Annotated in this window: 20 protein-coding genes; 16 read left to right on the plus strand and 4 right to left on the minus strand. The window is 69.3% G+C overall.

Annotated features, from left to right (window positions below; all coding sequences use genetic code 11):
- Window positions 1–510 precede the first annotated feature (510 nt).
- The 5 genes from ACFV0G_RS00325 to ACFV0G_RS00345 all read left to right on the plus strand — a co-directional run bounded on the left by ACFV0G_RS00325 (window position 511) and on the right by ACFV0G_RS00345 (window position 7,353).
- Entirely contained in the window at window positions 511–2,157 is a 1,647-nt protein-coding gene (locus tag ACFV0G_RS00325; protein ID WP_380539036.1) for an APC family permease, read from the plus strand.
- A 225-nt stretch (window positions 2,158–2,382) separates the two neighbouring features.
- Window positions 2,383–3,498 carry an ATP-binding protein gene (locus tag ACFV0G_RS00330; RefSeq protein ID WP_380539039.1) on the plus strand — a complete coding sequence of 372 codons (1,116 nt, stop codon included), beginning with the start codon at window positions 2,383–2,385 and terminating at the stop codon, window positions 3,496–3,498.
- Between the two features lie 19 nt (window positions 3,499–3,517).
- On the plus strand, window positions 3,518–3,925 hold the full coding sequence (locus ACFV0G_RS00335) for a roadblock/LC7 domain-containing protein (RefSeq protein ID WP_380539042.1): 408 nt from the start codon (window positions 3,518–3,520) through the stop codon (window positions 3,923–3,925).
- Window positions 3,926–4,093: 168 nt separating this feature from the next.
- Window positions 4,094–6,415, plus strand: a complete 2,322-nt coding sequence (locus tag ACFV0G_RS00340) for a hypothetical protein (RefSeq protein WP_380539045.1) — start codon at window positions 4,094–4,096, stop codon at window positions 6,413–6,415.
- Complete coding sequence (locus ACFV0G_RS00345; RefSeq protein ID WP_380539048.1) at window positions 6,412–7,353, plus strand: hypothetical protein; 942 nt, start codon at window positions 6,412–6,414, stop codon at window positions 7,351–7,353. The genes ACFV0G_RS00340 and ACFV0G_RS00345 overlap by 4 nt, the downstream gene beginning before the upstream one ends.
- Before the next feature lie 27 nt (window positions 7,354–7,380).
- Here the strand turns inward: ACFV0G_RS00345 and ACFV0G_RS00350 are convergent, their stop codons facing one another.
- Entirely contained in the window at window positions 7,381–10,242 is a 2,862-nt protein-coding gene (locus tag ACFV0G_RS00350; RefSeq protein WP_380539051.1) for an ATP-binding protein, read from the minus strand.
- 213 nt (window positions 10,243–10,455) lie between these two features.
- Between ACFV0G_RS00350 and ACFV0G_RS00355 the strand changes: the two genes are divergently transcribed.
- The 9 genes from ACFV0G_RS00355 (at window position 10,456) to ACFV0G_RS00395 (ending at window position 18,446) form a co-directional block, all read left to right on the plus strand.
- The gene (locus ACFV0G_RS00355; RefSeq protein WP_380539054.1) at window positions 10,456–11,202 is read left to right on the plus strand and encodes a prepilin peptidase; all 747 of its coding nucleotides are present in this window, start codon (window positions 10,456–10,458) and stop codon (window positions 11,200–11,202) included.
- A 442-nt stretch (window positions 11,203–11,644) separates the two neighbouring features.
- The gene (locus ACFV0G_RS00360; RefSeq protein ID WP_380539057.1) at window positions 11,645–12,535 is read left to right on the plus strand and encodes a hypothetical protein; all 891 of its coding nucleotides are present in this window, start codon (window positions 11,645–11,647) and stop codon (window positions 12,533–12,535) included.
- Window positions 12,532–13,266 (plus strand): Flp pilus assembly protein CpaB, encoded by a 735-nt coding sequence (gene cpaB / locus ACFV0G_RS00365; protein ID WP_380539060.1) that lies wholly within the window; start codon window positions 12,532–12,534, stop codon window positions 13,264–13,266. Before ACFV0G_RS00360 ends, cpaB begins: the two co-directional genes overlap by 4 nt.
- On the plus strand, window positions 13,263–14,528 hold the full coding sequence (locus ACFV0G_RS00370; protein ID WP_380539063.1) for a CpaE family protein: 1,266 nt from the start codon (window positions 13,263–13,265) through the stop codon (window positions 14,526–14,528). The genes cpaB and ACFV0G_RS00370 overlap by 4 nt, the downstream gene beginning before the upstream one ends.
- Complete coding sequence (locus ACFV0G_RS00375) at window positions 14,525–14,917, plus strand: hypothetical protein (RefSeq protein WP_380539066.1); 393 nt, start codon at window positions 14,525–14,527, stop codon at window positions 14,915–14,917. The genes ACFV0G_RS00370 and ACFV0G_RS00375 overlap by 4 nt, the downstream gene beginning before the upstream one ends.
- Entirely contained in the window at window positions 14,914–15,279 is a 366-nt protein-coding gene (locus tag ACFV0G_RS00380) for a TadE/TadG family type IV pilus assembly protein (RefSeq protein ID WP_380539069.1), read from the plus strand. The genes ACFV0G_RS00375 and ACFV0G_RS00380 overlap by 4 nt, the downstream gene beginning before the upstream one ends.
- 3 nt (window positions 15,280–15,282) lie before the next feature.
- Window positions 15,283–16,620 carry a CpaF family protein gene (locus ACFV0G_RS00385; protein ID WP_380539072.1) on the plus strand — a complete coding sequence of 446 codons (1,338 nt, stop codon included), beginning with the start codon at window positions 15,283–15,285 and terminating at the stop codon, window positions 16,618–16,620.
- The gene (locus ACFV0G_RS00390) at window positions 16,617–17,540 is read left to right on the plus strand and encodes a type II secretion system F family protein (RefSeq protein WP_380539075.1); all 924 of its coding nucleotides are present in this window, start codon (window positions 16,617–16,619) and stop codon (window positions 17,538–17,540) included. Before ACFV0G_RS00385 ends, ACFV0G_RS00390 begins: the two co-directional genes overlap by 4 nt.
- 12 nt (window positions 17,541–17,552) lie before the next feature.
- Complete coding sequence (locus tag ACFV0G_RS00395) at window positions 17,553–18,446, plus strand: DUF5936 domain-containing protein (RefSeq protein WP_380539078.1); 894 nt, start codon at window positions 17,553–17,555, stop codon at window positions 18,444–18,446.
- A 494-nt stretch (window positions 18,447–18,940) separates the two neighbouring features.
- On the opposite strand, the gene ACFV0G_RS00400 is transcribed toward ACFV0G_RS00395, so the two are convergent.
- From ACFV0G_RS00400 to ACFV0G_RS00410, 3 genes are all read right to left on the minus strand, one after another.
- Window positions 18,941–21,814 (minus strand): hypothetical protein, encoded by a 2,874-nt coding sequence (locus tag ACFV0G_RS00400; RefSeq protein WP_380539081.1) that lies wholly within the window; start codon window positions 21,812–21,814, stop codon window positions 18,941–18,943.
- Between the two features lie 148 nt (window positions 21,815–21,962).
- A complete protein-coding gene (locus tag ACFV0G_RS00405) occupies window positions 21,963–22,265 on the minus strand; it encodes a WXG100 family type VII secretion target (RefSeq protein ID WP_380539084.1) in 303 nt (100 codons plus the stop codon).
- A 63-nt stretch (window positions 22,266–22,328) separates the two neighbouring features.
- Window positions 22,329–23,090, minus strand: a complete 762-nt coding sequence (locus tag ACFV0G_RS00410; protein ID WP_380539087.1) for a hypothetical protein — start codon at window positions 23,088–23,090, stop codon at window positions 22,329–22,331.
- A 170-nt stretch (window positions 23,091–23,260) separates the two neighbouring features.
- Here ACFV0G_RS00410 and ACFV0G_RS00415 point away from each other — a divergent pair, with 170 nt between their 5' ends.
- Window positions 23,261–25,639 carry a hypothetical protein gene (locus ACFV0G_RS00415; RefSeq protein WP_380539090.1) on the plus strand — a complete coding sequence of 793 codons (2,379 nt, stop codon included), beginning with the start codon at window positions 23,261–23,263 and terminating at the stop codon, window positions 25,637–25,639.
- Window positions 25,636–26,088, plus strand: coding sequence for an SUKH-3 domain-containing protein (locus ACFV0G_RS00420; RefSeq protein ID WP_380539093.1), 453 nt, complete (start codon window positions 25,636–25,638; stop codon window positions 26,086–26,088). The genes ACFV0G_RS00415 and ACFV0G_RS00420 overlap by 4 nt, the downstream gene beginning before the upstream one ends.
- Window positions 26,089–26,091 lie beyond the last annotated feature (3 nt).

The following is a 26,091-nucleotide window of genomic DNA, read 5'->3' on the forward strand; positions in this document are numbered from 1 at the left end:
AACCTCAAGGGAACCTCAGATTCGCCTGGGTGTGCCTTGACACTCAGGGGCCGGAGCGTGAAGCTCGGGATGGTTGGAAATGCCGGGCGGAAATCATCGAAACCTGATGAGGGAAGCCGATATTCCCCTACGTCAAACCTGCCCCAACGGTCAGAGGCGGAGGATGCATCGGGTTTCCCGGAGCGCGTTGTCGGGCCGCGGCACCTGAGCCGACGAAACGAGCAGAATTTCCGACGGGACGGCCTGGCTTCGTGGCAGGGAAAACCGATCGGGTAAACGTGATCGTCGGCCTGGTGCCGCATCGTCGCGCGCCGCGGACCGAGAGCCTGGCTATTGCCGCATGTGACGGCGCACCTGCGGCTGAGGCCTCAGGCTCCGCCGTGCGTACGTGGCACGAGGAGTCGGCCACAGCTCCATCCACCTTCACCCTCCGGGACCGCGGCCCCCGCGCGGCCCGGAGGCATACCCCTGCGGTACATCCCCCGTCCCCTTAATCGAAGAGGGATCACCATGACGCTGGCGCAAGCCCAGAAGCACTCATCCTCGGCGGAGACCCCAGGCGGCCTCCGCCGCGATGTGGGACTGCTCGGGCTGCTCTTCACAGGTGTCGGCTCCATCATCGGCTCAGGCTGGCTCTTCGGGGCGCTCAGTACCTCGAGGCAGGCCGGGCCGGCCGCGATCGTGTCCTGGATCCTCGGCGGATTCATGATCATGCTGATCGGCCTCGCGTACGCCGAGCTCGGCGCGATGCTTCCCATGTCCGGCGGGGCCGTGCGCTTCCCGCACCTGGCCTTCGGGTCTTTCGCGAGCTTCACCACTGGGTGGATCAACTGGCTGGCGGCGGCATCGGTGGCGCCCATCGAGGTCGAGGGAGCCCTGCAGTACGCCACCTACTACGTGCCATGGCTTACCCGCTCGGACGGTGGTGTCCCCGTTCTCACCGGTGGGGGTCTCGCCGTCGCCGTGGGCTTCCTCGCCCTGTTCAGCGTGATCAACGTCGTCGGCGTCAAGCTCTTCGAAAAGGCCAATACCGTCCTGGTGTGGTGGAAGCTGATCATCATCCTGGTCGTGGTCGTCGCTCTGCTCGGTACGGCCTTCCACCCGGCCAACTTCCACAGCCACGGGTTCGCCACCAACGGCATGTCCGGAATCGTGACCTCCATCGCCACCGCCGGCGTCGTCTTCTCCTACTTCGGCTTCCGGCAGGGCGTTGACCTTGCAGGCGAGAGCAAGAATCCGCGGCGCAACGTCCCGATCGCGGTCATCGGCTCCATCGTCATCACCATGGTCATCTACGTGGCCCTGCAGATTGCCTTCATCGGCGCGCTTCCCGAGAACCTGCTGACCCACGGCTGGTCGTCCCTGGACTTCCCCAACGCCTTCGGCCCGCTCGCCGCACTGTCCACCCTTCTGGGGCTGCCCTGGCTGGCCACGCTGCTGTACACGGACGCGGTGATCTCCCCGGCCGACACCGGACTCATCTACACCACCGTCACCTCCCGGCTGTCGTACGCGATGGCGAAGAACGGCAACGCCCCCAAGTCGCTGGCCACCCTCAGCCCGAGGGGCGTGCCGTGGGTCAGCATCATCCTCACCTTCGTCACCGGGCTGATCTTCTTCATGCCCTTCCCCGGCTGGCAGAAGATGGTCGGCTTCATCACGTCCGCCACGGTGCTGTCCTTCGGATCGGGCCCGCTGGTCGTCGCCGCACTGCGCCGCAGGGTGCCGCGGCAGGCCCGCCCGTTCAAGCTCCCGCTCGGCGACGTCATCCCCTTCCTGGCCTTCTACTCCTCGAACCTGATCGTCTTCTGGACGGGCTGGGAGACCGACCGGAAGCTGTTCATCGCGATCCTGCTCGGCCTCGTGCTGTTCGCGGTGCAGAGCCTGCGAGGCCGCGGCCCCCGGGGAGGCAGGCCCGCACTCGATCTGAGGGCAGGCCTGTGGGTCGGGCCCTGGCTGGCCGGCCTTGCCGTGCTGAGCGCCCTCGGCCCGTTCGGCGGCGGCAGTGCAACCCTCGGCTTCACTTGGGCTTTCCCCGTCCTGGGCGTGTTCAGTCTGGCCATCTACTGCCTCGCGGTGCGCTTCTGCCTGCCTGCCGAGACGGTGGAGCGCTCACTCGCCGAGGTCATGGCCGGTGAAGGCTTCGAGGAAGGCTGATTCCCGTGCCGCCGGGTGCCCAGTACCCGGCGGCACGACCGGGGCGATGCTCAACCGGGCACCGTGCACATCGGAGGGGAGTGCACTGTGCGTGAGCGACGTCGTAGCGCGCAGCCGGTGAGGTTGGATCGGAGGGCCAATCATCCGAGCACGCAACAACACGTGCCAGAACACAGATTGACACGGCACCGGCGCCATGCCTGCCGTAGTCCCCGAGGAACCCCGATGATGCAATACCTGGTGATCGCCATGCTGCAGTGCTTGCTCGCAGCACTGCTACTCCGCCAAGCCAAGGCTGCGCGCAGCCGTGCAAGGGCAGAGCTGGGCCGGAAGGTGACCACACTGCTGGCCGAGACACGCATGCGTGACGAGGAAGCCGCCCACCTTGCCAGCAGACTGGCCATCATGGCCGACCACCTGCTCTCCGGGGCCGGCGATGTACCGGGCCCCCGGCATGCAGAACTTACGGGTACCCCGTTCGCAGCCAGCCTCGAGGCCGTGCTCGACCTCGCCTCCGAGACCGTGCAACAGGCCCGCGCCCAGGCGGAGCAGAGTGCGCACAACGCAGTCAGCACCGCCATGGAGTCGCTCCAGGCACTTGCCAGCCAGCAGCAGACCGTGATCGCCGACATGCAGCGGCGCTTCAGCGACCCCGACATCTTCCAGGGGCTGCTGGAGATCGATCACGCCAACGCCCAGGTCGGGCGCCGGATCCAGGCGATCGGGCTTCTGTGCGGAGCGGACACCATGTGCCATCGGCAGCCTGCGACCCTGACGGACGTGGTGCGCGGCGCCACGTCGCGGATCCGCGACTACCGACATGTCCGACTCTGCCCGCCGGTGGAGACGACCCTCATCGGTGAAGTCGTCGAGCCAGTGGCCGTCGCCCTCGCGGAACTGCTCGACAACGCCGCCCGTCACTGCGAGCCCGGTACTCCGGTCGATGTCGGAATCCAAACAGCCCCCCGAGGTTCCATCATCACCATCGACGACAGCGGACCCGGCATGGACGACGAGCACCTGCAGCAAGCAGCAGCCGTGCTTACAGGCCGGCGCTCCCCTGCACTGTGCCGCCTCGGCGACCGTCCGCAACTCGGACTTCCTGTGGTCGGGCTGCTGGCGGCCCGCCACGGCTTCCGCGTCCACATCGGCGCCCGGTCCCCGCACGGCGGCGTGCGCGCCATGCTGCTCCTGCCCACCGAACTGCTGGCCGGAGCGGCAGAACCAGACCCCTCGTCGCTCCAAGGGGCGGCCGTCTCCACACGCCACGCCGTCGGCAACCTGGCGCGGCCCATGGGGAAGTTCATCAGGCAAACCCGTGACGGCCACCAGGCCGAATGAAACCGAAAGGGAACCTGCTGTGAATCGTGCCCACTGGACAGAAAGCGCCGCGGGACGGCTGCTCGATGAGCTTATCGCCGTTGCCGGCACGCGCGAGGTGCTCCTGCTGTCCCACGACGGCTCGCTGCGCGCTCACCCCCGAAGCATCGACCGGCACACGGCACTCGAACAGGCCTCCAGATTCGCAGCTGTGCAGTCGGCAAGCCGCAACGCCGCCGAGCTGTGCGGTCCGGGCTCCACACCCTGGCAGCAGAGCCTGATCGAGTTCGCCGGCGGCTTCGTGTTCCTCCTGGCACTCGACGAGACCAGCTACCTGGCGGTCTCCGCATCCGCGTTGGCGGACGTTGCCGTGATCGCCTTCCGCATGCACCTGTTGGTGGACAAGCTCGTCGGGGAGACGACCGCATCGGCCCATCCAGATATCTGAGCTATCGTCAGCTGACGATCCCCGAAGAGGGATCGGGGGCCCGGAGGAATAGGCCTGGGGTACCTTCCGGGCGTCGCGCCTGCCCGCTGGACTGTGCGAGTGCAACGACAGGTGAACAGGCTTCCGCTCGCGGCGGGCAGCAGGGGCGGCAGTGACAGCGGACGGCGCTTGTCCGCAGGGCGTGTGGTGGTGCTGGCGGTCGCGGCCGCCGGGCCGCTGTCCAGCATGGTGGGCAGCCTTCCGCTCGCTCTCGCCCTGGGCAACGGCCCAGGCCTGCCCGGGGCCTTCGTCTTCGCCACAGCAGTACAGCTCTGCTTCTGCGTGGGGTACGCGGCGCTGTGCCGACGAGTGGTCAGCAGCGGTGCTCTCTATACCTACGTGGCACAGGGACTGGGCAGGCCGGCGGGCGTGGGGACGGCGATGCTGGCACTGCTCTCCTACACGGCACTATCCGTCGGCCTGACCGGGGCATTCGGGTACTTCACCAGCATGGTGCTCGCCGCTCTGGGCCTCCACGTCTCCTGGGTCCTGCCCACAGGGTGCGGCATTGCCCTGTGCGGGCTGCTGGGCCACCGTTCCGTGGACGTGTCAGCCAGAGTGCTCCTGTGCCTGATAGCCGCCGAGGTCGCGATCGCCGCTGTTTACGACATCGCCGTGGTCGCGCACCTGGGTCCCGCCGCTCTGCCGACCGCGTCATTCGCCCCGAGCACCGTCTTCACCGGCGGCATCGGGATCAGCCTGATGATTGCCTTCAGCGCCTTCGTGGGATTCGAGTCCGCCGCGCTCTACGGGGAGGAGACGACGGACCCCACCCGCAACATCCCACGTGCCGCGTTCCTGGCCGGAGCCGCCATCGGACTACTCTTCGTGGCCACCAGCTGGATCACGATCGGCGCCATCGGGGCCGACCGGACCCGGAACCTCGCCCGCGATCAGCTCGGCAACCTGATGTTCTTCCTTGCGGACACCTACGCGCCCAAGCCGCTGAGCCAGGCGATGGCTGTCGTGATGTGCACTTCGCTCCTGGCTGCGCTCCTGGCCGTACACAACGCAGCCAGCCGCTACACCTTCGCCCTGGGCCGCGAAGCACTGCTGCCCGCATTCCTGGGCCGCCTTCACCCGCGCCGCTTCTCACCCGCCAACGCCAGCCTCACTCAGACAGGCCTCGCCTTCTCGGTGGTTGCCGTCTTCGCCCTCGCAGGCCTGGACCCCTACCTCAACCTGGCCACATCGATGGTGGGTCTCGCCACCCTGGGCATCCTCGCCCTGCAGACCTTCGCCGCCGTAGCGATCCCGGTGTACTTCCACCGCCACCCGGGCACCGGATGGTGGCGGACCCGGATCGCCCCCGCGCTCGGCGCGGCGGGCCTCCTCACCGCCACCACGCTGAGCGCCGCCAACTACCGCACCCTGGTCGGTACCAGTAACCCCGCCGTCGTCGCCCTGCCGGCTCTGCTGGGCGCGGCGGTGCTCGGCGGCGTCGCCTACAGCCTGTGGCTGCGTAGACACCGCCCCACCGTCTACGCAGCTCTCGCCCGGTCGGGCACTCCTACGCCAGCGCCCTGCTTGCCCACGGGCGGCAGTACACGGCACCCCCGCTACTGCATCGTCGGTGCCGGTGCGGCCGGCCTGATCATGGCCCGAGCGATGCAGATCGACGGCATCGCCTACGACCAGTTCGAACGCAATGCTGCAGCCGGCGGATTCTGGGACCCGGACAACCCCGACAGCCCCTTGTCCGGCCCGCCGCAACAGCACCCGCCGCTGCACCTTGCGGGCCTCCCGGGCCACCCGATGCCCTCCGAGTACACCCGCCACCCGGACCCGCGACGGGGCCTGCACCACCTCAGGTCCTTCGCCGAAACCTTCGGCCTGGACGAGAAGATCGACTACGGAGTGGAGGTTGTCCACGCGCAACCCGTGGGAGACGACGCCCGCCACGGCTGGCGGGTGACGCTCGGCACCGGCGAGATCCGCCACTACACCGGCCTCATCTGCGCCCACGGCGTCCACTGGCGCACCGCCAGCCCGCCCCCGTCACCGTACGCATGGCAGATCCGGCACGCCGTCGCCCACGAGTACCGCATCCCCTACCTCGACGAAGCGCTCCTCGACTGGCAGGACGGCCGACCGCAGCTCTACCTCAACCTGTTCCACCGGCGCCTGGAAGGCCTCTACGCCCTGGGCTTCCTCGACTTCGCCGAGGCAACCCATGCCTTCTACGCGGGGATGGCCCAGACGATTTTGGTGGATATCCACGCTCGCGCGGGCGGGCACAAGGACTCCCTCCGCACCGCCCGCGCGACCCACTACCCCGACCTCTCTGCCACGATGGCCTACCTCGGCCTCGCCGGACATACCAGCCATGTGGAAGCCGACACCTACTGGGGACTGCTCACCCAATTCCGGCAGCGGCACGGCAGCCGTGACGCCGGAACGTCCCGCCCTGCCATCGACCCGCCCCGCACCCCGAGGACCGCACTCCCATGAGGCTCTTCGGACGCGGCAGAAGAGCCGCACCCCGCATCGTTCCGGAACTTGCCGACCCCGAGCTCGGCCGCGTCCTGTCCCAGACCGCGGCCGCCGTCCGCGCCACGGACCAGGACTTCGTCCTGGCGGCCGTCGAGCAGCTGCTCCACACGACCGGACCGGACTGGGACCGCTGCACCCATCGCCTGCTTGTCCTGGCTCGCAGTGACCTTCACAGCGTCGCCCACACCTGGCGAAGCCGGTGCCCCGACGACCCCTTCGCCCTCTTGCTGCACGTGTGGAGCTGCCTCCACACCAGTGCCGTGGACCGCAGCCCGGGTGAACTGCGCGACCTGGCGCGCCTGTGCCGGCGCAGCACGGATCTCCTGCCCGCGCACCCCGCACCCTGGGTGGCGCTGCTCGCAGTCCTTCGGCGGATGCGCCGCCCGGCCCACCAGATGTTCGAGATCTGGGGCGAGGCAGTCGTCCGCGACCCATGGCACCGGGAGACGCACCGGCAGATGCTGCGCTACCTGTCACCGGAAGAATGTGGCTCCACCGCCCGCGCCCTCGACTTCGTGGACGACGTGCGTGCCGGCATGCCGCCCGGCACTCCGGCCGCCGGCCTGCACCTGGCCGCGCTGACCGACAACTACCTGCGCGTGGGTTCCCACTCCGGGACGAGCGGGCTCGGTGTCCGGCATTGCTGGAGTACCCCCGCCGCAGCACAGGCCTTGGACGAGGCGGCGTTGCGGTGGATCGAACCCCGTGCCCTCTCCCACGCTGCAGCCCCGGCCGACCTCAACCTGCTGGCCTACGCGCTGGTTGCGGCAGACCGGACCGCGGAGGCGTCCGAGGTGTTCCGAACGCTGGGCGCCGTTGTCACCCCATGGCCGTGGGGCGTAGATGCGGACGCGGTGCAGCGGTTCACCCACTGGCAGGAGCGGCTGCTGCCCTGAGCACGGCCCGGATCCTACGACGAGGCGTCAAAACGGCTTCGAGTGAGGAGACTGGACGGTGCTGTCATGCCGGCGAGCAACGGCGGTGAGCTCCGCACGGGTGGCGACACCGAGCTTGCCGAGGACGCACAGGACGTGCTGCCCGACCGTGCGCTGGGAGAGCAGCAGGCGACCAGCGATGTCCCGGTCGGAACATCCCTCGGACACCAGGGCCGTGACCAGCAACTCGGTGCTGCTGAGAGCAGCCCAGCCGGTCGCCGGACGCATCGGCCACCGCCGGGTGGGGTGCAGCCCCACCACGGCGAGCCTGCGCAGTGCCCGGTCGGCGTCCCACACCGCCCCGAGTCGGCCGTACACGGCAAGAGCGGAGTCCAACGAGGCCACCGCCTCCTCACCCCGGCCAGCGGCGGCGAGGACCTCGGCTGCTCCCTCCTGCGCGTAGCCTTCCGCGAGTGGCTGGCCCGCCATCCGGAAAGCCCCCGCCGCCTCCTCCAGCACAGCCGGGTCGCTCTCCAAGAGCCCACGGGCCAGCGAGGCCGTGCCCTGGATACTCACCGTCGACTCACGTACCGCCAGCACTCCCAACCCTGCGGCGAGGTGACCGAGCAGATCGGTGCGGCCGAGCTGTCGGCACAGCCGGGCGATGTCCGGGCACAGCCAGCGGAGATAGTCCTGCGGCATCTCCCGCACACCGTGCTGCCAGGAGTCGAAGAGCAGACGGAGAGCCTCGTCGGGGAAACCGCTCGCTTCTCGGACCAGTGCCCGGGCCCATCGCCGGGCGAACTCGTAGATGTCGGCCGCGAAACCCCGGTCCGGATGTTCGACCAGTTCGGCGAACTCCCCGGCCCGGCCCCGGTGGACGCCGATGAGCGCCTGCATGCTACGCAGCGCGTCGCCGATCCCTAGCAGGTCGTTGGTCGCCACGCCAGCGGCGATCTCCGTCAGAGCGTCGTCCCACCTGCCCCCGTAGTAGCCGAGCTGGGTCATGCCGACGTGGTACCACACCTGGAACACCGTGCCGCCGTACTCGCTGTCGTGCAGGCCGGTGGCGAACTCCTGGCGTGCCTCGGCGAAGCGGTCGAGTTCTACGAGCGCGAAGCCGCGTACGAAGTGCGGGACCATGGGCAGCTCGGGACTGACATTGAGATTTCCCAGAATCGCCAGCGACTCGTCGATCAGCTCCAGAGCCTGGACAGGGTGCGACGCGGATGCCCGCATCCCTGCCAGCAGATACAGGCCGAATGCTGTGGAGTAGGCGTCTTGGTTGGCCCGCCCACAGGCCAGGGCAGCCTCCGCCGCGGAGGCCATGAGATCCAATCGCCCCGAGAAACCGTGGCACTGGGCGATGAAGCACCGGAACCGGGCTGCCTCGACGGCTCCCACACCGGCCGATGCGATAGCCGCCTCGGCCTCTCCGACAGCTTGGTCGATGAGCCCCTGATGAAGCAAAGCGAGGGCCAACTGCCAGCGCAGCGCAGCCTCCTGTTCTGCCACAGCGGCGCCGTCCGCTACACCCGGGGCGGCCAGCGCCCCACGTGCACAGCTCTCCGCAGCCGCCGGGTTCCCACCGCGCAGCAGGGCTCTGGCGAGCTGGTGATACAGCCTGCCGACGCGTTCGTCCTCAGGCCGGACCGCCAGCAGGGACCGCTTGAGCAGATCTGCGGCCATCTCCGGGGCCCGCATCACCAGTGCGCCCGCGCTGGCGTCCAGCCAGTCCAGCGATCGGGAGTCCAGCGGCTGGTCGGCGAGCAGCAGATACTGTGCGGACCGCTCGACCGGAGTGCCGACTGCCGCCAAGGCGTGCCCGGCGTGTGTCAGCACGGCGCTGCGGGTGGCCGGGGGAAGCCGGTCGGCCAGGGCCTGCCGGATCAGCTCGTGCCGGAAGGCCAACCGGCCTCCGCTGTAGGCGAGCACACCGGAGCGGCCCGCCGTGCCGACCGTCTCCAGGACCTCCTGCAGTGGAAGTCCCAGCACGGTGGACACGTCCTGCGGGGTAACGGCGGTCCCGAGTAGTGCTGCAACCTCGAGAACGTCCTGCTCCTTCGGCGAGAAGCAGCCGAACCGGGCGGACACTACCTCGTTCAGCGAGCCGGGCAACAATGACCCGTCTCCTCTGGGCCCGGCCACGATGTCGGCGACGCCATCGCGCACTTGCAGGTCGCCTTGCCGCTCATATGCGGCCACCAGCTCGGTCACGAACAGCGGGCTTCCCGCTGCCGGTTCCACCCGCTCCAGCAACCTGGCACCCGGCCGCGCCCCCGCCAGGTCCTGAACCAATTCCGAGACCGCAGCCCGGGTGAGCGGTCGAAGATCCCACGACCCGGCCCCACGGACGTCGAACTCCTCACAGAGTTCCGGCAGTTCCGGCACCGGCCGGCCAGCCGCGATCAGCAGCAACGGCTGGTGCTCCACGAGCTCCAGCAGGCGGCCCAGCACTGCCGCGCTGGACGGATCGACCCAGTGCAGGTCGTCCAGCAGCAGAGCTCCTGGGCTGGCGGCGAACCACTGGCCGACCACCTCCACGAAAGCCTCCGAAATGGCCAGGTTCCAGTCGCTGCCCGCGGCCGCGCCCTCACCACGCAACAGGCGGGAGACCTGCTCCAGATCGCATCGCGGCGCGTCGATTCGAGACCGAAGACACGAATACAGCGCCGCGAACGGAACGCGCCGCTCGAGTTTCGTGCCCGATCCCCGAAGCACAACCAGCCCCGAACGCCGGCACTCCGCGGCCAGCATGTCCAACAACGCCGTCTTGCCGATGCCGGCCTCGCCCCGGATCACCCCGCTGCCGCCCCGGCCCTGCAGTGTGGCCCGTACCAGCCCCATCAGCCAGGCCACCTCGGGCGCTCGGCCAACCAGCCGGGCCGGACCCCGCGTCCGGAAACTCATGACGTCCTCCGATCGGTCCAAGGGCCCGAAATACCCCTGATCCTCCGTGCTCAGGCGAGGGGTCACCAGGCCCAACCAGGGCCTATCCCGGGCCCACGACAGACGTCTCCAGGCGCGCTACCGTCGGATCTCCCCGCACAGAGAGGTGCGCAATGGCCTATGCGCTCGAGCCGTGCTGAATATGCACCCCAACGTCCCTGAACCGGCCGCGCCGTGACCACCCCTGTCATCTTCACGGCCGGCTGCACCCTGCTGGGCTTCCAGGTCGGAGCGTTCCTGCCGGCGCTCGTCCGCCGCCTGGACCCGACAGCTTCGGGCACCATCACCCGTCCCGGATGCCACCTGCCCGTGAGACACCTGGGCTGCCCGTCCTGGCGCGGCTGGGTGACGACCGCGAACACCTGCACTCACTGCGGACGCAGACTCGGCCCCGCAGCCCTTCCCTTGGAGCTGCACACCGCAGCCGTCTTCGGACTGCTCGCATGGCGGCTCGGACCGTCCCCTGCCCTTCCGGCGTTCCTGTACCTCGGTGCGGCGGGCGTCGCCCTCGCTGTCGCCGATCTGCGTACACGCAGACTGCCCGACCTCCTCGTGCTGCCCTCGTACCCCATCGCTGCCCTGCTCCTCGGACTGGCCGCAGTAACGGCCGACGGTGCCGGACCCTACCTGCGGGCCCTGACCGCAGCCGCCCTGCTGTTCTCCGCCTACGCCGTACTCGCCATGCTCGGCCCCCGGAACGGCATGGGCGGCGGCGACGTCAAACTTGCCGGCGTGCTCGGAATGTTCCTCGGTTGGCTCGGATGGAGGGCGGTACTCAACGGCACCGTCCTGGCGTTCGGGTTCGCCTCCATCGTGGCTGCTGCCTTGTTGGCGAGCCGCCGCGCTACCTGGAGTTCGAGCATTCCCTTCGGACCGTTCATGCTCGCCGGCACTTTGGCCGCGACGGTCCTGAGCGGGTAGAGCCAAACCGCGGGACGACAGTCGACCGTTGTGGTGCCAAGTTCTGCACCGTCCAGCAACGAAGGGGGGACCGGCCCGCCGTTGCCCTGGCCGAGGCGCGTCGGAACGCCACGGAGTTGCCTGCCACCAGAGATCAGGCACGCAGAGCGGCCATCTGTGTCGTCGGCGGCCAATGGACGGGACCTGTGCCCCGGGCAGCCGCCGGCGACAGCGACCCACCCCGGGCCCCGGCAGGACCAGAAGACAAGGAGAGCAGGGCCGCAGGTGGTTCCACGGGCCCAACACCGCCTGCGCCCGGTGCCACCACTGGCCTCATGGCGGATGTCTTCGGGGCCCCGTCCTGGGGAGGGTGGGACCTGCCTCCCCATTCCGAGCCTCGGAGGCGACCGCCGAGGCCCGGAGCCCTTCCCGGATCGGGAGTCCAGAAAGGCGGCTCCGGCGCATGCTCCAGATCGTGCTCCCCGTGGCCCTTCCCCCCGTGCCCCTTTACGACGTCCTTGCGCCGCCGCTGCTGACGCTCGACACCCGTGATCACGGGGACATCGACGAGATGGTCGACGAATTGGGCGCGGCTTGCACGCGGGCTGCCCACACCCTGCTCATCGTGCCGAGCTGGCTGGACCCTGCGACCCGGGTGCGGCTGCGTACCGCACGCCGCCTCCTTCAACCAGCGCCGCTGTCCCTCGTCGAGGTCCACGTCCCACCTCTGGCGCTCTCCGTCCTGGCCCGTCAACTCACGGTGCTCTCCGAAGCCGTCGCCGAGCCCTCCCGACTGGCCTCGGCCACCCCGCTGCTCACACGTGAGCTGGTCATCGGAGCCTGCCTGTCCAGCATCTCCGGGTACCCGCACGGATCCGTGCCCCTGCACGCACACCTGTCCTCGTACCTGCCGTGGACCGCCTTCGTGGCCATGCTCGGCCCGGCCGGCGGAGTGGCGCGGGCCACCGCGTGGCGCCCCCCCGCCAGCACGGCCATGCGCCGGACCAGACTGCTGCACGGCAGACCGGGCACCAAGGGCACCGGCTGGGCCCGGGCCGCAGTGGCGCTCCACCTGGGAGCATCCACGGCCGAGGAGGTCCCCCAGGCACCCCAAGCAGCGGCCTGGTGGGGATCGCGCAGGGTCGTGGAATTCGTAGCGGCCATCGAGGACCCCCAGGAACTACTCAATGCGGTTCTGGCAGCCCCCGCCCGCCCCTGCCAGTGGTGCGGTGCCACAGTCATCGGAAACAGCTGCCCGTTCTGCGCGATGGCCGCACCCCACCCAGCAGCCCCAACCGGTCACGCCCCGCAGAGAACCGGGCCCGCCTGCCTCGGCTCGCGAGGAGCCGAATGAACCCCCGCCAGCGCCGCGGCCTCGTCCTCGTCATTCTCGCCTGCGTCGGTGCCCTGCTCGTCTTCACCCTGGTATCCAGAGTGATCACCGACGTCAAGCGCCAGGTCGGCCCGCTGGTGCCGGCACTCGTCCTCACCCGGGACATCCCCGCCTACACGCCGATCGACCCCTCCACGGTACAGATCCGCTACCTGCCGCAACGGTGGATCTCCACCACCGCACTCCAGGACACGACCGCCCTCGCCGGCAAGGTCGCCGCCGCCAACCTTGCCGCAGGCTCCTACCTTCAGCACGACATGATTGCTGAAAGGCCGCAACTTCAGCCAGGAGAACGCGAGATAGCGATCCTCGTCAACGCTGAGACCGGCGTCGCCGGGAAGATCCGACCCGACTCCAGGGTCGACATCTTCGCCACCTTCGGCGCCTCCGGCACCACCCCTGCCGTATCCCGGATCATCGTGTCCGGCGCACGCACCATCGACGTCGGGCACCTGGCCACAGTCAACGACGCCGCCAAGGACGGCACGGCCACCCAGGTGGTGCCGATCACCTTCGCACTCTCCCCGCTCGACGCCCAACGGGTCGCCTACGCAGAGAGCTTCGCAGTGAAGGTACGGCTGGCCGTCGTGGCCCCCGACTCCCCACCAGACACGAATCCCCGGGACCGAACCTACGAACTCGAAGCCGACCTGGCCGCCACCGGGTCGGAGAACGCCGGAGCACGGCCATGACCGTGCGCATCCTCCTCGGCGTCGGCGAAACCGAAATCATCCGGCTCCTCCGCACACTCCTGTCCGAACTCGGCGACAGCCACGTAGTGGAGTCCCTCAACACCTCGGAAGGCGTCCTCGACGCCTTGGTCGCACTCCACACAGACATCGACGTGGTCCTCCTGCACGAGGAACTCGGCCGCACCCCTGCCCTGCAACTCATCCGCGAAATCTCCCTGCGCTACCCCAACCTGGGAATCGTCCTGCTCGCCCGCGACGGCACACCCGAAACGCTGAGCGCCGCCATGGAAGCAGGCGCCCGCGGCGTCCTCACCCTGCCGCTCGACCTGGAGGCGCTCGACGCCCGCCTGCATGCAACCGCGGGCTGGTCCAAGGCGATTCGCGACCACATCCGGGGCGCCCGGTCCGATGTGCAGGACAGCCGCAGCGGCAGCGTGATCGCAGTGGCCGGCGCAAAAGGCGGCGTCGGAACCACCACGCTCGCCACCCACCTCGCCCTGGCCGCAGCCGACCCCCAACGAGCCGTCTGCCTCGTCGACCTTGACCTCCAAGCCGGCGACATCGGCTGCCACTTCGATGTCGCCTTCCACCGCTCCGTTGTCGACCTGGCCGACGTCGCAGAAGACATCACGGGACGCGCCCTCGAAGAAACCCTCTACAGCCACGAGTCCACCCTGAGACTGCTCCTCGCCCCCAGCGAGGGCGAACGCAGCGAGGAAGTCCCCGCCCGCGCAGTACGCCAGGTCATCAGCGCCCTGCGCTCACGCTTCGACGTCGTCGTCGTCGACGCGGGCTCGACGATGAACCAGGCCAACACCGCCGCCATCGAGGTCGCGGACCAGGTCCTCCTCGTCGTCACCCCCGACGTCCCCGCCCTGCGCGCGGCCAGACGGATGACCCAGCTCTGGTACCGCCTCCAGGCCCGCAAGGACGACGACCCGCTGCTCGTCGTCAACCGCTGCTCCCGCAGCTGCGACATCCAGCCCGCCCTCGCCGGCCGCGCCGTCGGCGCACCACAGGCCGCCACCGCCCTGCCCGCCAGCTTCCGCGAATTGGAGGCCACGTTGAACTCGGGCCGCCCGCACGACCTCCGCACCGGGTCCTACGTGCGCAGCGTCAACAAACTCGCCGCTGAACTGGGCATCGCCTCCCGTGCCAAGGCGGCCCCCAGCGCCTCCGACCGGCGCCACAGCGGCGAGTCCAGGGGGCCCCGAGCCGCAGACCGGCGGCGTCGCAGCGAGGCAGGGGAGGAGGAGCGGTGAGACGCAGGACCACCATGGGAGACAACGGCCAGACCACCCTTGAGTTCCTGGGCCTGCTCCCCATCCTCTTTGCCGTGCTCATCGCCGTGTGGCAGGGCGCGATGCTGGCACTGACCTTCATCTTCGCGGGTCACGCGGCGGCGGCGGGAGCCCGCGCCGTCTCCGTTGGGGCGGACGCCCGCGCCGCGGCCGTGCGCGACCTACCGAGTGGATGGCGAGATGCGGCCGCCATTCGGCTCGACCAGTGGCCCGCCGCGCCGGGCACCAGCCCGGCACCGGCACGCGCGGTCGACGTCGACCTCTCCGTCCCACTCCTCTTCCCCGGGCTGTGGCACCTGCCACTCCACTTCTCCGGCCGTGCCGGAGTCCTCCAGGAAGACAGGCCATGAACCTCAACGCTCCCGCGTCCCTGCGCAACCACCTCCTGGCGCAGCGAGGCCAGGTGTCCCTGGAACTCCTGGGCCTGATACCCCTGCTGCTGCTGGTCCTGCTCGTCATCCTGCAACTGGGTGTCGCCGTGTACGCGGCGCAGCAGGCCGATGGCGCCGCCCGCATCGCGGCCCGGGCCGACACCGAGGGCCTCAATGGCGCCGCCCTTGGCGCCGACGCCCTGGACTCCTGGCTCCGCGACGGTTCCACCGTGGCCGTCTCTGCAGGCCATGCCTCCGTCCGCGTCCTCGTCCCAGGCGTTCTCAATCTTTTCCACCCCCTCTACGTCAGCCGTACCGCTGACATGCCCGTGCGGAGGTGAGCCGTGGGGTTGCGCGAACGCATCACCGACGTGGCCGACCAGCCGGTGCCCGGCCACGTCGACCTGGTCGCCGATTACCGGCGGAAGCTGCTCGCTGAGGTGGATCTGGCTGAGCTGTCCACGTTCAGTGCCCCACAGCGCCGGGCCCGGCTCGAACGGGTCCTGAGTCGCACCCTTTCCAGGGAGGGGCCGGTTCTCAGCACCTACGAACGCTCCAGGCTCATTCGGCGGGTCGTCGATGAGGCACTGGGCCTCGGCGTCCTGGAACCGCTGCTGGAGGACCCCACCATCACCGAGATCATGGTCAACGGACCCGATGTGATCTTCGTCGAACGATCCGGCCGGCTGGAACGCGTCGAAGCCCGCTTCCCCAGCGTCGACCAGCTCTACCAGACCATTGACCGGATCGTCTCCGCAGTGAATCGGCGGGTCGACGAGTCGAGTCCCATGGTGGACGCCCGGCTTCCCACAGGGGAGCGGGTCAACGTCATCGTCCCCCCGCTTTCCCTGAGCGGACCGGCCATGACTATCCGCCGCTTCCCCCGGCCGTACAGCATTGACGAGCTTGTCGCCCTCGGCGCGATTGACGTTCCCCTCGCCGGCCTGCTCGCCGCCTTCGTGCGAGCCAGGCTCAACATCATCGTGTCCGGCGGAACCGGCAGCGGGAAGACCACCATGCTCAACGCGCTCTCCGCGTTCATCCCCGCCCGGGAGCGGATCGTCACCATCGAGGACGCCGCCGAACTGTCATTGCAACAGGAACACGTGATCAGGCTGGAGAGCAGACCGCCCAACATCGAAGGCCGCGGGCAAGTGACCATCCGCGACCTGATGCGCAACAGTCTGCGCATGCGCCCTGACCGCATCATCGTCGGGGAGGTCCGCGGCGGTGAGACCCTCGACATGCTCCAGGCCATGAGCACCGGCCACGAGGGATCCCTTGCCACCGTCCACGCCAACTCGGCCGAAGACGCTGTCATGCGCTTGGAGACCCTCGCGAGCATGAGCGAACTCCAGATCCCCTTCGAGGCCCTCCGTGACCAGATCAACAGTGCCGTCGACGCCATCGTCTTCCTTGCCCGCGGCAGCGACGGTGTGCGTCGCATCACCGAGGTCGCTGCCGTCACCTCCGCCCGCCGGGAGGCGTTCCAACTCACCACCCTGGCCGACTTCGACCAGGAGCCCGTCGGTCCGGACCGCACCGTCCAGGGACACTTCCGCCACCTCCCGCTCCCCGCCGCACTGGCCGAACGCCTCCTCCGCGCAGGAGAGCGGGTTCCGCCGGGTTTCCCGTCGCTTCCTGGCGAGCACCGGTCATTCCCTCGGCGGGAACCCCGATGAACCCCGCAGCCATCGCTCTGCTCGCCGCCGCCGCACACCTCCTGGCCTGCGCCGGCCTGGCACTGTGCTGGCGTGGCGGTCGGCACCGCGGGTACCTGCTCGAACGCATCCGCCGCCCCGAGGACAGACAGAACCAGCCCCTCCTGACACGGCTGGACGCCCGCCTGCGCACCACCGCGTTCGGACAGCAGCTCGCGCGCCGGATCACCGGAGCCGGACTGCATCTGACCCCGGCCACCTTCTGCCTGCTGACCCTTGCCGCGGCCGCCGCCGCATACCTTCTCCTCGCCACACTGCTCGCGCCGTTCTTCGGGCTTCCCGCCGTAGCCGTCACCGCCGCCGCGGCCTACGGTCTCCTGGAGCGCCGCCGCCGCCAACGAACCGAACAGTTCGTCAACCAGTTGCCCGAACTGGCCCGTGTCCTGTCGAATGCCGTCTCGGCAGGGCTGGCGATGCGCACCGCCCTCGCCATGGCTGCCGACGAGGTGGCCGACCCCGCAGGTGAGGAGATCCGCCAGGTATGCGAGGGCCTCCGCGTCGGGCAGGCCGTGCCCGACGCGCTGGAACAACTACGCCGGCGCCTGCCGTCCCGCGAGATCAGCGTCCTCGTGACCACCCTCGTACTGGCCACCCGGGCCGGAGGCTCCCTGGTCACCGCCCTCCAGAACATCTCGCAGACCCTCGAAACCCGCAAGGAACTCCGGCGCGAGATCCGAACCCAGCTTGCCCAGGCGGTCGCCACCACCTACATGGTGCCGGTGATGGGATTGGGAAGCCTGCTTCTGATCAACGCCATCCAACCCGGCTCCATCCGGCAGATGACAGCGTCACCCCTGGGCCAAGGCATACTCGCCGTCGCAGCTGCCCTCTACGTCCTGGGAACACTCGTCATTCGACGAATCACGAAGATCGACAGCTGACGGAGGGCCCACGTGAACGATGTATGGCTCGCTCCCGCAGCCGCTGCCTGCTTCGCCTTGCTCTGCAGGGGCTGGCAGCTCTGCCGCTCCCAGAGCAGACTGCCCCCCGACCTCGCCACGGCCCCCGTCGCCGAACGGCGACGACCACCCTCGGTGTACGCCCTCGCCGAACTGATCGGTCGGCGGTTCGTCCCGCACACCCTCGCCTTGATGGGACCCCGGCGCATCACACGGGTCAGAGGGCGCCTTGAACGTGCCGGAAACCCCCAAGGGCTGACTCTCGAACGCTATGCCGCCCGCCGCACAGGACTCGTCGCCGTCGGCGCGGCCTTCGCTCTCTTCTACCTCGCCGACGGATCACCCGCCCTGGCTGTCCCCCTTGCCCTGATCAGCTGGTTCTGGGCCGACATCACCCTCAACTCGGCTGTCAGACATCGCCAGCGGGAGATCGAGCGCACCCTCCCTGACTTCCTCGATGTCCTCACCGTCACCGTCAGCGCAGGGCTTGGCTTCCGCCAAGCTCTCGAACGTGTAGCCGAACACCAGACCGGCCCGTTCGGAGAGGAGATCGCCACTCTCCTGCGCCAGATGCAACTGGGCATGAGCCGCCGCGCAGCCTTTGAGGAACTGCGCCGACGCAACCCCAGCGGTCAACTCGGCACGTTTGTCACTGCCCTGCTCCAGGCCGAGGAGTTGGGCTCCCCCCTTGGCGATGCCCTCCTCCTCATCGCGGGCGACGTCCGCCGGGAAGCAGCCCAAAGCGCCCGCCGCCGCGCTGCCCGGGCCGTCCCGCAGGTCAGTGCCGTCGTCACCCTCGTACTCCTGCCCGCGACCGTTCTGCTTCTCGGTGGCGCTCTCTTCGTTGGCTCCGGCATCGACATCTCCCAGTTCACCGGCGGCCGTTGACCAGTGAACCTCTCTCATCCTGCCTCTGCAGGGTGAAATACCTGGTCAGGAAGGGTGGAATAACAGGCGGGGCTCCTGGTCGTTGCGCTGGTGTTCTCTACGCACCATGCTTCGACCGAGGAGCCTCGCTTGGCTCCATAACGAGCCATGCTCGACGTCCCGCAAGAGTCTCATTCTTCCGCAGATGGGCCCGGGCGAGCAGGGCCTGCTTGAATCAACCAGACGTGCGCCAGGGCGAGTTCAGTTCAAGCCTTCGGGTGTAGATCGGCCAGGCCACGTGCTCGTGCGGGACGTCGTGCAATGGCAGGAACGGAACCAACAGGGCCCCTCGGGTGTCGCGGTGCTGAGTGAGATCACCACCGCAACGGCGAGGGGCCCTGCTGCGTCACCCGTGCCCATCCTGGCGAGCCGTTCACCCTGCCGAGACAGGATGAAAGAGGCTCAATGCCGGACGGAAGGGGCCGGCAGCCAGGAGGCTCTCGGACGCCTCCCGGTCAATCCGAGTCCATGAATGCCTTGTAGTATCCATTGACTGCCTTATCGACATTTCTCGATATGTCCCGTTTGGCGTAGTCCCATGCTGCGGAGAAGCTTTTCACCTGGCCGCTTTCGACTCGTTCTGCGAACCTATTTACCATGTGCTCGGCGCCCTCGAGAGCTGCTTGCCTCAGCGTTCCAGTGGAATGGTTTTGGTAGAACTCGCGGCCTACAGTCGTCGCGCGATGGCTCTCGGTGTCGCGCGTTCCGCCGCATTCCGTAACGCCGGCCTGTGCGAACGCCTGCCTCCGATACCCGAACCCGTACGGATCCCAGCCTGCCGACCAGATCTGGAGAGGCCGTCGCATGAGGACTTCAGCGATGACCTCTGGGTCGTAGACAGACCTGTTGTTCACGCCCGCGCCTGCCACGTCATCCTGAGGGCTGAGCACGTGGCGTATCTCTTGACGGCTCTGGTCGCGCATAGCCGCCTCTCGTGGGGCGGGACGGGCGCTCGGGAGGCGTGGACCTTCGGCGCGGCCCGGACCTGCCGCTACCTGAGAAACTTGTGGGTTCAGAATGGAAGCCAGCACGGCCTCGCTCCGTACACGGCTTTCGGCACCATTCCGCGCGCCTTCTGCTGCCGAAGCCTCCGCGGCAGCCGATGTGTGCGGCTCCCGGAGTTCGGCGTCCCCCGCAGGCACCGTCCAGCCGTGTCCGGGTGCCGTGGCGGCATACTGTCCGGCCGATGGTAGGAGGCCCGCTGAGAGTGTGTCCGTCTGGAGATCGGACCGGACCGCCGGACCGCCGTGAGCCTCGTGAACCGCAAGGTCGGGAACCCCGGGAACAGCCCCGGCGATGACCGCTGGATCCGTAGGGCGTATGGCATCCAACGGGACTCCCGCTGGTGTGCCCGGTCCCATGATCTGCGGCGCGGCCCGGTCCCCGGCCGCGACCTGCACAGCCGATTCGGCACGTGAGGTGGGCCCTGAGCCGCCGCCCGGCTGCGGCGAACCCGCCGCCGTCGGGCTGTCGGCGATAGGAACGGTGGCGGCGGCCGCGGTGTGGCTGGTCGGTGTGGTCTCTGGGGTGGGGGTGTACCGCGGCGGGGTGTCGGTGGGGATGGTGTCGTTGTGTCCGGGGTGTGTTGCGGTGGGGGGCGTCGGTTGGCGGTCGGTTGCCGTGCCGGGGTTGTCTGCGGTGGTATCGCCGGTGGGGCCGGTGGGGCCGGTGGGGCCGGCGGGCACGGCGGTGTTCGGGGCGTGGCGCTGGTGGTCGGTCGGGTTGGAATCCGACGTGTGCGGTTCAGGCTGCTCTGCGGCCGCGGTGTGGCTGGTCGGTGTGGTCTCTGGGGTGGGGGTGTACCGCGGCGGGGTGTCGGTGGGGATGGTGTCGTTCTGTCCGGGGTGTGTTGCGGTGGGGGGCGTCGGTTGGCGGTCGGTTGCCGTGCCGGGGTTATCTGCGGTGGTATCGCCGGTGCGGTCGGCGGGCACGGCGGTGTCCGGGGCGTGGTGGCCAGCGGCCGGTCCGGCTGTGCTCTCGAGGCTGCCGGGCCGGTATGGCGTCGGCTGTGCCGGTTCGCTGAGCGCACGGGTCGGTTCAAGTGGTGTGGAGGCCACCACCTTCCCGGTGTCGGATTCGATGGGCTGGGCCAACTCCTGGGAGGTCGGGTCGTCATGCGTAGCGGTGGCCGGGTGGTCGGCCTGCCCTTCGATGCGCCCGGCGGCCTTGGCGTCGAGAGGGACCTGCTTCTCGCGGACGGTTGACCACAGCCCGGCGACGACGGCTGCGATCGTCTCCTCGTAGGTGGGTGGCGCGTCTTTCGTAACGTGTCCGCCGTCGCCGTACGAGAGGGTGCTGTCTCCTGGGGTTACCTCCCCAAGGAGTGAGGTTGTGCTCGTCCAGTCGGTGGGTGTGGAGGGCTCGGGGGTGGTGGTTGAGGGGCGGCCGCCATCCCCGGGCGGTGTGTCCCCGGGGAGTGCGGCCTCGCCCGCCCGTTCGGTGGGTGCGGGGCGGTCCGTGGTGAGGCTGTGGCGAGCGACGGCGTGGCCGGAAAGGGCGCCGGTGGCGCCGGCGACGAATCCGCCCCAGTCGGTGTTGAGGTGGCCCTCGGCGGCGCTCATGACCAGCTGGGTGGCGAAGCCGCTGGTTCCTTGCACGAGGACCTGTCCGAGCAGGCCGGTGGTGAGCTTGGTGGTGCCGAGGGCCTCGAATTCGGCAGCACCCGCGAGGGCGCCGGTGACGAGACCGATGGCGCCGCCCATGGCGCCCGCGGCCACGGACATCAGGAAGGACTCGACATCGAAGTGGTCTGCGTAGCCGCTGGCGATGGTGAGGCCCTGGGCGGCGGCGTCGGTGCCGGCGACGAGTGCGGCGCCCATGCCGGCCGCGGCGATCGCGCGGATGAGCCACTGGCCGATCTGGCCCAGCGCGGTGCGGGCGGCCGCTTCGATCGCGGTCAGCCAGGTCAGGGAGGCGCCGGCGGTGAAGGCGGCGCAGTAGATCGCCCATGCGGCGGAGGCCAGGACCCAGTTGATGGTGAGCGCGAACTGGTACTTGGCCTTGGCGGTCGAGCCTGCGGTGGAGGTGATGCCGTGGCCGATCGCGTCGGCGTGGTCCGCGAGGGCGAGGAGGCCGCCGCGTTCGCCGAGGATGCGGTCCAGTGCCTGCCGGTGGGCGTCGTAGCCGGGGCCGTGCCAGCCCGGAACGTAGGTGCTCTGGGCCTGTTGGCGTTCGTGGAGGGCGCGCAGGTCCGCGGCAAGGCCGTGGAAGGTGTGGGCCTGGACGAGGAGGCCGTCCTCGTGGCCGGAGGGGTACTCGATCCCGGTGAGGATCTTGGTGACGAGTCCTTCGGGCGTGATGGACACGAGCAGGGCCTCCGGCCGGATCACGGATTCCCGGACGATCCGGGGCAGGCTGTCGGCACGTCATGTGCCATACGGCACAGAACCCTAGCCAGCGGGCGGCCTGCGGCCCCAGGGCCCACTGCCTCAACGACACCGGGCCCGGCCGGGACTACGGGGCGGGCCCCGTGTGGACTCATGTGGCGATCGACTTCGCGATCTTCCCGTCCATGTCCTGCATTGCCGCGACGATGTTGTTCAGGAACCCCCCGAACTCCTGCAGCCCTTTCACGTTGCTCGCAAGGATCGCGTCGAACTGCTGGTAGTGCTCGTGGAGAGGCCCGCTCGTCTGGTCGAGATGCAGGCTCGGCGACGTGACGAGCTGGCTGAACTGGCCGCGCAGGGCCTGGGTCTGCGTCGTGATGTTGTCGGCGGACGTGGCGAGCTGGCGGGCCATCTGCTGTACGGCGTCGTAGTCAACGGATATGTTCGAGGACATTGCTTCTCCTGGGTCGCCGGGCAAGATACCTGTCTTGGATAACGTTCGCACTCGTGCGGCGGTTCACCAGTAGCTCTGGTTGGATCCCGCCGGTGCCAGTGGGGTCGGCGCCTTCGGGTCCAGGTCGCTTCCGCTGACCTGCGTGAAGTCGTCGCTGCCAGGGGCGGCTTTGAAGACGGTGGTCTTCCCGTCGGCCACCACGGTCTGGGTCTGCGACCCGTCCGGGTTCCGGACGAGGTCGATGGTCTGCGTCCGGCCGTCGCCGTGCCGGATGGCCATGTGGGCATTGCCGGCGTCGGCCCTGATGGTCTGGGAGTACAACAGGCCGGTGGGGCCGTTCACGGTGATCACGGTGGTGCCGTCGGGGTGTCGGATCGCCGCCTGAGAGGCTCCGCCGGGCAGGGTCTTGGCATACCAGCCGACGTGGCGCAGTACATCGGGCAGCTGCTGTTCTTCCTCCGCGCTGAGAGGGTGCTTGGTGCGGTATTCCAGGAGCTCGCCGCGTACCGAGGAGATCTTGGCGAGGAACTGGGCCGCGAAGCCGGCGTCCGCGTCGAACCATTCCTTGGCAAGCTGGTCGGTGAGGTCACCGAGGCTCTTGGCCTTGTCCGCGGCGTTGGACAGGGCGGTGGACCAGCGGGAGTGGAAGTCGTCGAGCTGGCGGCCCAGTTCGGCGGTACTGGTGCCACCCTGGCTGAGCCGGCCGTCGTCGGAAAGGTAGGCGGACGCGGTGGAGCCGGACATCTGCTGCAGCAGATCGGCGGCCTTGCGGGCCGTGGAGGCGAGGTTCGCCAGCAGACCGTAGTCGATCGACAGATCCGTCACGCGTCCTCCTCGCCGTCGCACCTAACCGTCGCCGGGCTGCCTCGTGACCGGCTGCCGGGGGCTGACCGGACATTCACCGAGTACTACGCAAGAGGCCGGCCAGGGGTTCGGCCCGGCGAACCGTGCGGTCGTCGCGGTGCGTTGCTGAGGGCAGGGGGAGAATCCCGGAGGTGTCGATGGGTGCTCGGCCAGCTGACTGGTCTGTGCTGGGTCTGTCGTCCGACCCGGTGCCGGGCGATCTTGACCAGTTGGCGGCGACAGCCAACCGCCTGAACCAGGTCGCGGATCTCGCAGGCCGACTGGATGCACTGGTCCAGGCCGCGTTCCGGTCGGTGGCCGATGGCGGTTTTGTCGGGCAGACCGCCGACGCGTTGCGCGGGAAGATGGATGCTCTGGTCCCGCAGTATGTCGCCGCCATCGCGTCGGCGTTCGGCCAGGCGGCCGCGGCGGTGGACGACTTCCGGTCGGCGCTGGCCGAACAGCAGCCGCGCGCGGATGCGGCGCTGGCCGGAGCATCGGCGCTCGGGCCGACCCCGGACGGTACCGATCCCGCCAGGTCCGCCGCCTGGCAGGAGTCGATGACCCGCTTCCGCGAGCAGGCACGCGAAGCGGCGGCCGAGGCGGACGCGGCGGCGTCCGCAGCGGCTGCGGCGGTGCGGGATGCGACGGCGGCAGCGCCGGAGTTCCGGGACGGCAGCAGCTGTTGGGACACGTTCTGGACCGTGGTGGGATGGATTGCCACGGCGGTCACCATTCCGGCGCTGATCTTCGGCGGCCCGTTGGGCCTGATGGCCTGGGGCCTGGGAGCAGCCCAGTTCGTCAAGGCAGGGGTGGACCTCGCCGAAGGTCGGAGCACCGTCGGCGACTTCCTGCTGGCTGGCTTGGGCATCCTCGCGCCCTCCACCAAGCCGCTGCTCGGCCTGGAGCAAGTCAGCCGGCTCGCCACATCCGCGGCCGGCGCGGCGAAGGCGGTGCTCACGACTGGCACGGACGGGGTGATCAGCCTGGTGAAGGCCACCTCGGAGATCGGCCACGGCCTTCTGGAGGCGCCGCTGTCCACCCTGGCGAACCTCGCGCAGACCACGGTGATGGTTCCTGCCACTGTGGTGTGGCGCGGCCGGGACCTCATCCTGAACGGGCTGCGGCTCACCCCCGATTACCTCGGCAGGATCGGCGCGGGCCTCATCGACACCGCGCACGCGCTGCCGGCAGCCGCCTGGGAGCAACTGCGGGACTGGCGGTGGATCGGCGTCTTTCTTCCCGTGACTGCCAACGAGATCAAGGCCTACGGCGTGGCCGGCGCGTTCGGCAAGGGAATCCTGGAACGCGGTCTCGGATTCTCCTCCCACTCTGCGTCGTTGGCCTCGGACGTTCTCACCGGCGCTGCGCACGGGGCAGATTCGGCACTCCGACTCCGCCCGGGCGACACCGCCCTGGGCGGCGGAGGGCCACTGAAACTCACCGACCACGGTCTGCTGGTGCCGTCCGACACGGCCGCCTGGGACGGCACCGGCTATACCTCCGGCCCAAGCGGCCTCCTCCTGCCAGACCACCCTGCCGACGTGGGCAAGGCCGAGCCGAGCAGTGACATCGCGTTCGCCGACCAGGGGCTCGCCAAACAGGACCGCAGCCCGCTGGGGGACGCGTCGTTCAGCGCCAGCGCAGACACCTTGGTTGACCTCGGCCAGGGCATCGGACCCGATAAAGCCACACCACTGGCGGTGCCCCATCACCTCACCCACCCGGTCGTCTTCACCGTGCGTGTGCCTGCCCCGGCGCCCGAGGGCGCCGGGGCGTTGACCGGCGCAGCGGACATGTCGGGGGTGCACTGGCCGACGCCCGACCCGACGCGGCCCGGCTCGCCGGACGTTGCCCGAACTCCGCCCGTGCCCGGGGCGCCGACTGGGGCTACGGACGTGCCGGGGTTGCACTGGCCGACGCCCGACCCGACGCGGCCCGGCTCGCCGGCCAAGGGGCATGCCCCGGGTAGGGCTGAGTCCGTCCCGTGGGGCGGGAGCGTCGTGCAGCATGTCGCGGACGTCCACCGCCCTGTGGCATTGCCCGTCGACTTGAACGACGCAGGTCTGGTGCCGCCGCTCCGGCGCGCCGACGAGGCCGTCGTGCACGCGCCCCCGGGAATCCTGGGTGGTTCGGACGACCAAGTGCGCAAGCACCTGATAGGGCTGGCCAAGGACCGCATCGGCCAAGTGGAGAAGGAGATTTCCGACGGTGTGCGCGACACGCTTCCCGGGGCTTTCAGCGCGGGAGTCGACCGGGCCAGCGGGCGGATCTTCTTTGGCGAGAGCGGATCCGCCGAGGGGCTGGCCGACTCCGTCCTGGCCGCCCTGCCACAGGAATCGCTGCACCCTGCCGGTCGGCCGCCGGGCGTCTGTGCGGAGGGGCGCATGTGCACCAGTGCCATCAATGGCGGAGCCGATCCCAGTGACTTGTATATCATCACGGTGAATGCACGCGGGAAGAAGTTTAAAATGTGCGTCAACTGCGCCTCGTGGGTGCCTGATTTTGTGGGAAAGGTGCTGACAGGATGACTGAGGAGAACCGTCCTCTCCGGCTCGGGATGGAAAACGTTCTTGCGGGCGCTGTGGAGTTCGAGTATCAGCCGGTGGATGTGGACGACGCCTGCGCGCGTTACCGGGAGTCCGGTTACGAGGTCACTCCCGTGCTCCGGGAATTCCTGGCGCGCTACAGCGGGCTGTCCGTCACCTGGTCGTTCCGAGGGGTCCTGGACGTCGAACTTGCCACCGACGTGGAGAGCGCCCTCGATGTGCACCCGGCGAACGTCCGCCACTATGCCCGCCGGTCCGGCCTCGCTGTGGTACCGGTGGGTCTGGCCTTCGATACCGAGGAGACCGTCCTGCTCGCGGAGAACGGCGACATCCTTCTCGGTGGCGACGCCGGGGTGCAGTGGGTGGCAAACGGCTTCGAACGGGCGATGCGCGCGCTCGTTGCGGACGACTGGGACAAGAGCTACCTCTGACCC

Source organism: Kitasatospora sp. NPDC059571, from assembly GCF_042735675.1.
Classification (GTDB): domain Bacteria; phylum Actinomycetota; class Actinomycetes; order Streptomycetales; family Streptomycetaceae; genus Kitasatospora.

Excerpts from the sequence above, each read along its gene's own strand:
- ACFV0G_RS00330 (WP_380539039.1), top strand. The coding sequence starts at position 2,383 with ATGATGCAATACCTGGTGATCGCCATGCTGCAGTGCTTGCTCGCAGCA.
- ACFV0G_RS00345 (WP_380539048.1), top strand. The coding sequence starts at position 6,412 with ATGAGGCTCTTCGGACGCGGCAGAAGAGCCGCACCCCGCATCGTTCCG.
- ACFV0G_RS00420 (WP_380539093.1), top strand. The coding sequence starts at position 25,636 with ATGACTGAGGAGAACCGTCCTCTCCGGCTCGGGATGGAAAACGTTCTT.
- ACFV0G_RS00370 (WP_380539063.1), top strand. The coding sequence starts at position 13,263 with ATGACCGTGCGCATCCTCCTCGGCGTCGGCGAAACCGAAATCATCCGG.
- ACFV0G_RS00325 (WP_380539036.1), top strand. The coding sequence starts at position 511 with ATGACGCTGGCGCAAGCCCAGAAGCACTCATCCTCGGCGGAGACCCCA.
- ACFV0G_RS00360 (WP_380539057.1), top strand. The coding sequence starts at position 11,645 with ATGCTCCAGATCGTGCTCCCCGTGGCCCTTCCCCCCGTGCCCCTTTAC.
- ACFV0G_RS00405 (WP_380539084.1), bottom strand. The coding sequence starts at position 22,265 with ATGTCCTCGAACATATCCGTTGACTACGACGCCGTACAGCAGATGGCC.
- cpaB (WP_380539060.1), top strand. The coding sequence starts at position 12,532 with ATGAACCCCCGCCAGCGCCGCGGCCTCGTCCTCGTCATTCTCGCCTGC.
- ACFV0G_RS00390 (WP_380539075.1), top strand. The coding sequence starts at position 16,617 with ATGAACCCCGCAGCCATCGCTCTGCTCGCCGCCGCCGCACACCTCCTG.
- ACFV0G_RS00350 (WP_380539051.1), bottom strand. The coding sequence starts at position 10,242 with ATGAGTTTCCGGACGCGGGGTCCGGCCCGGCTGGTTGGCCGAGCGCCC.
- ACFV0G_RS00380 (WP_380539069.1), top strand. The coding sequence starts at position 14,914 with ATGAACCTCAACGCTCCCGCGTCCCTGCGCAACCACCTCCTGGCGCAG.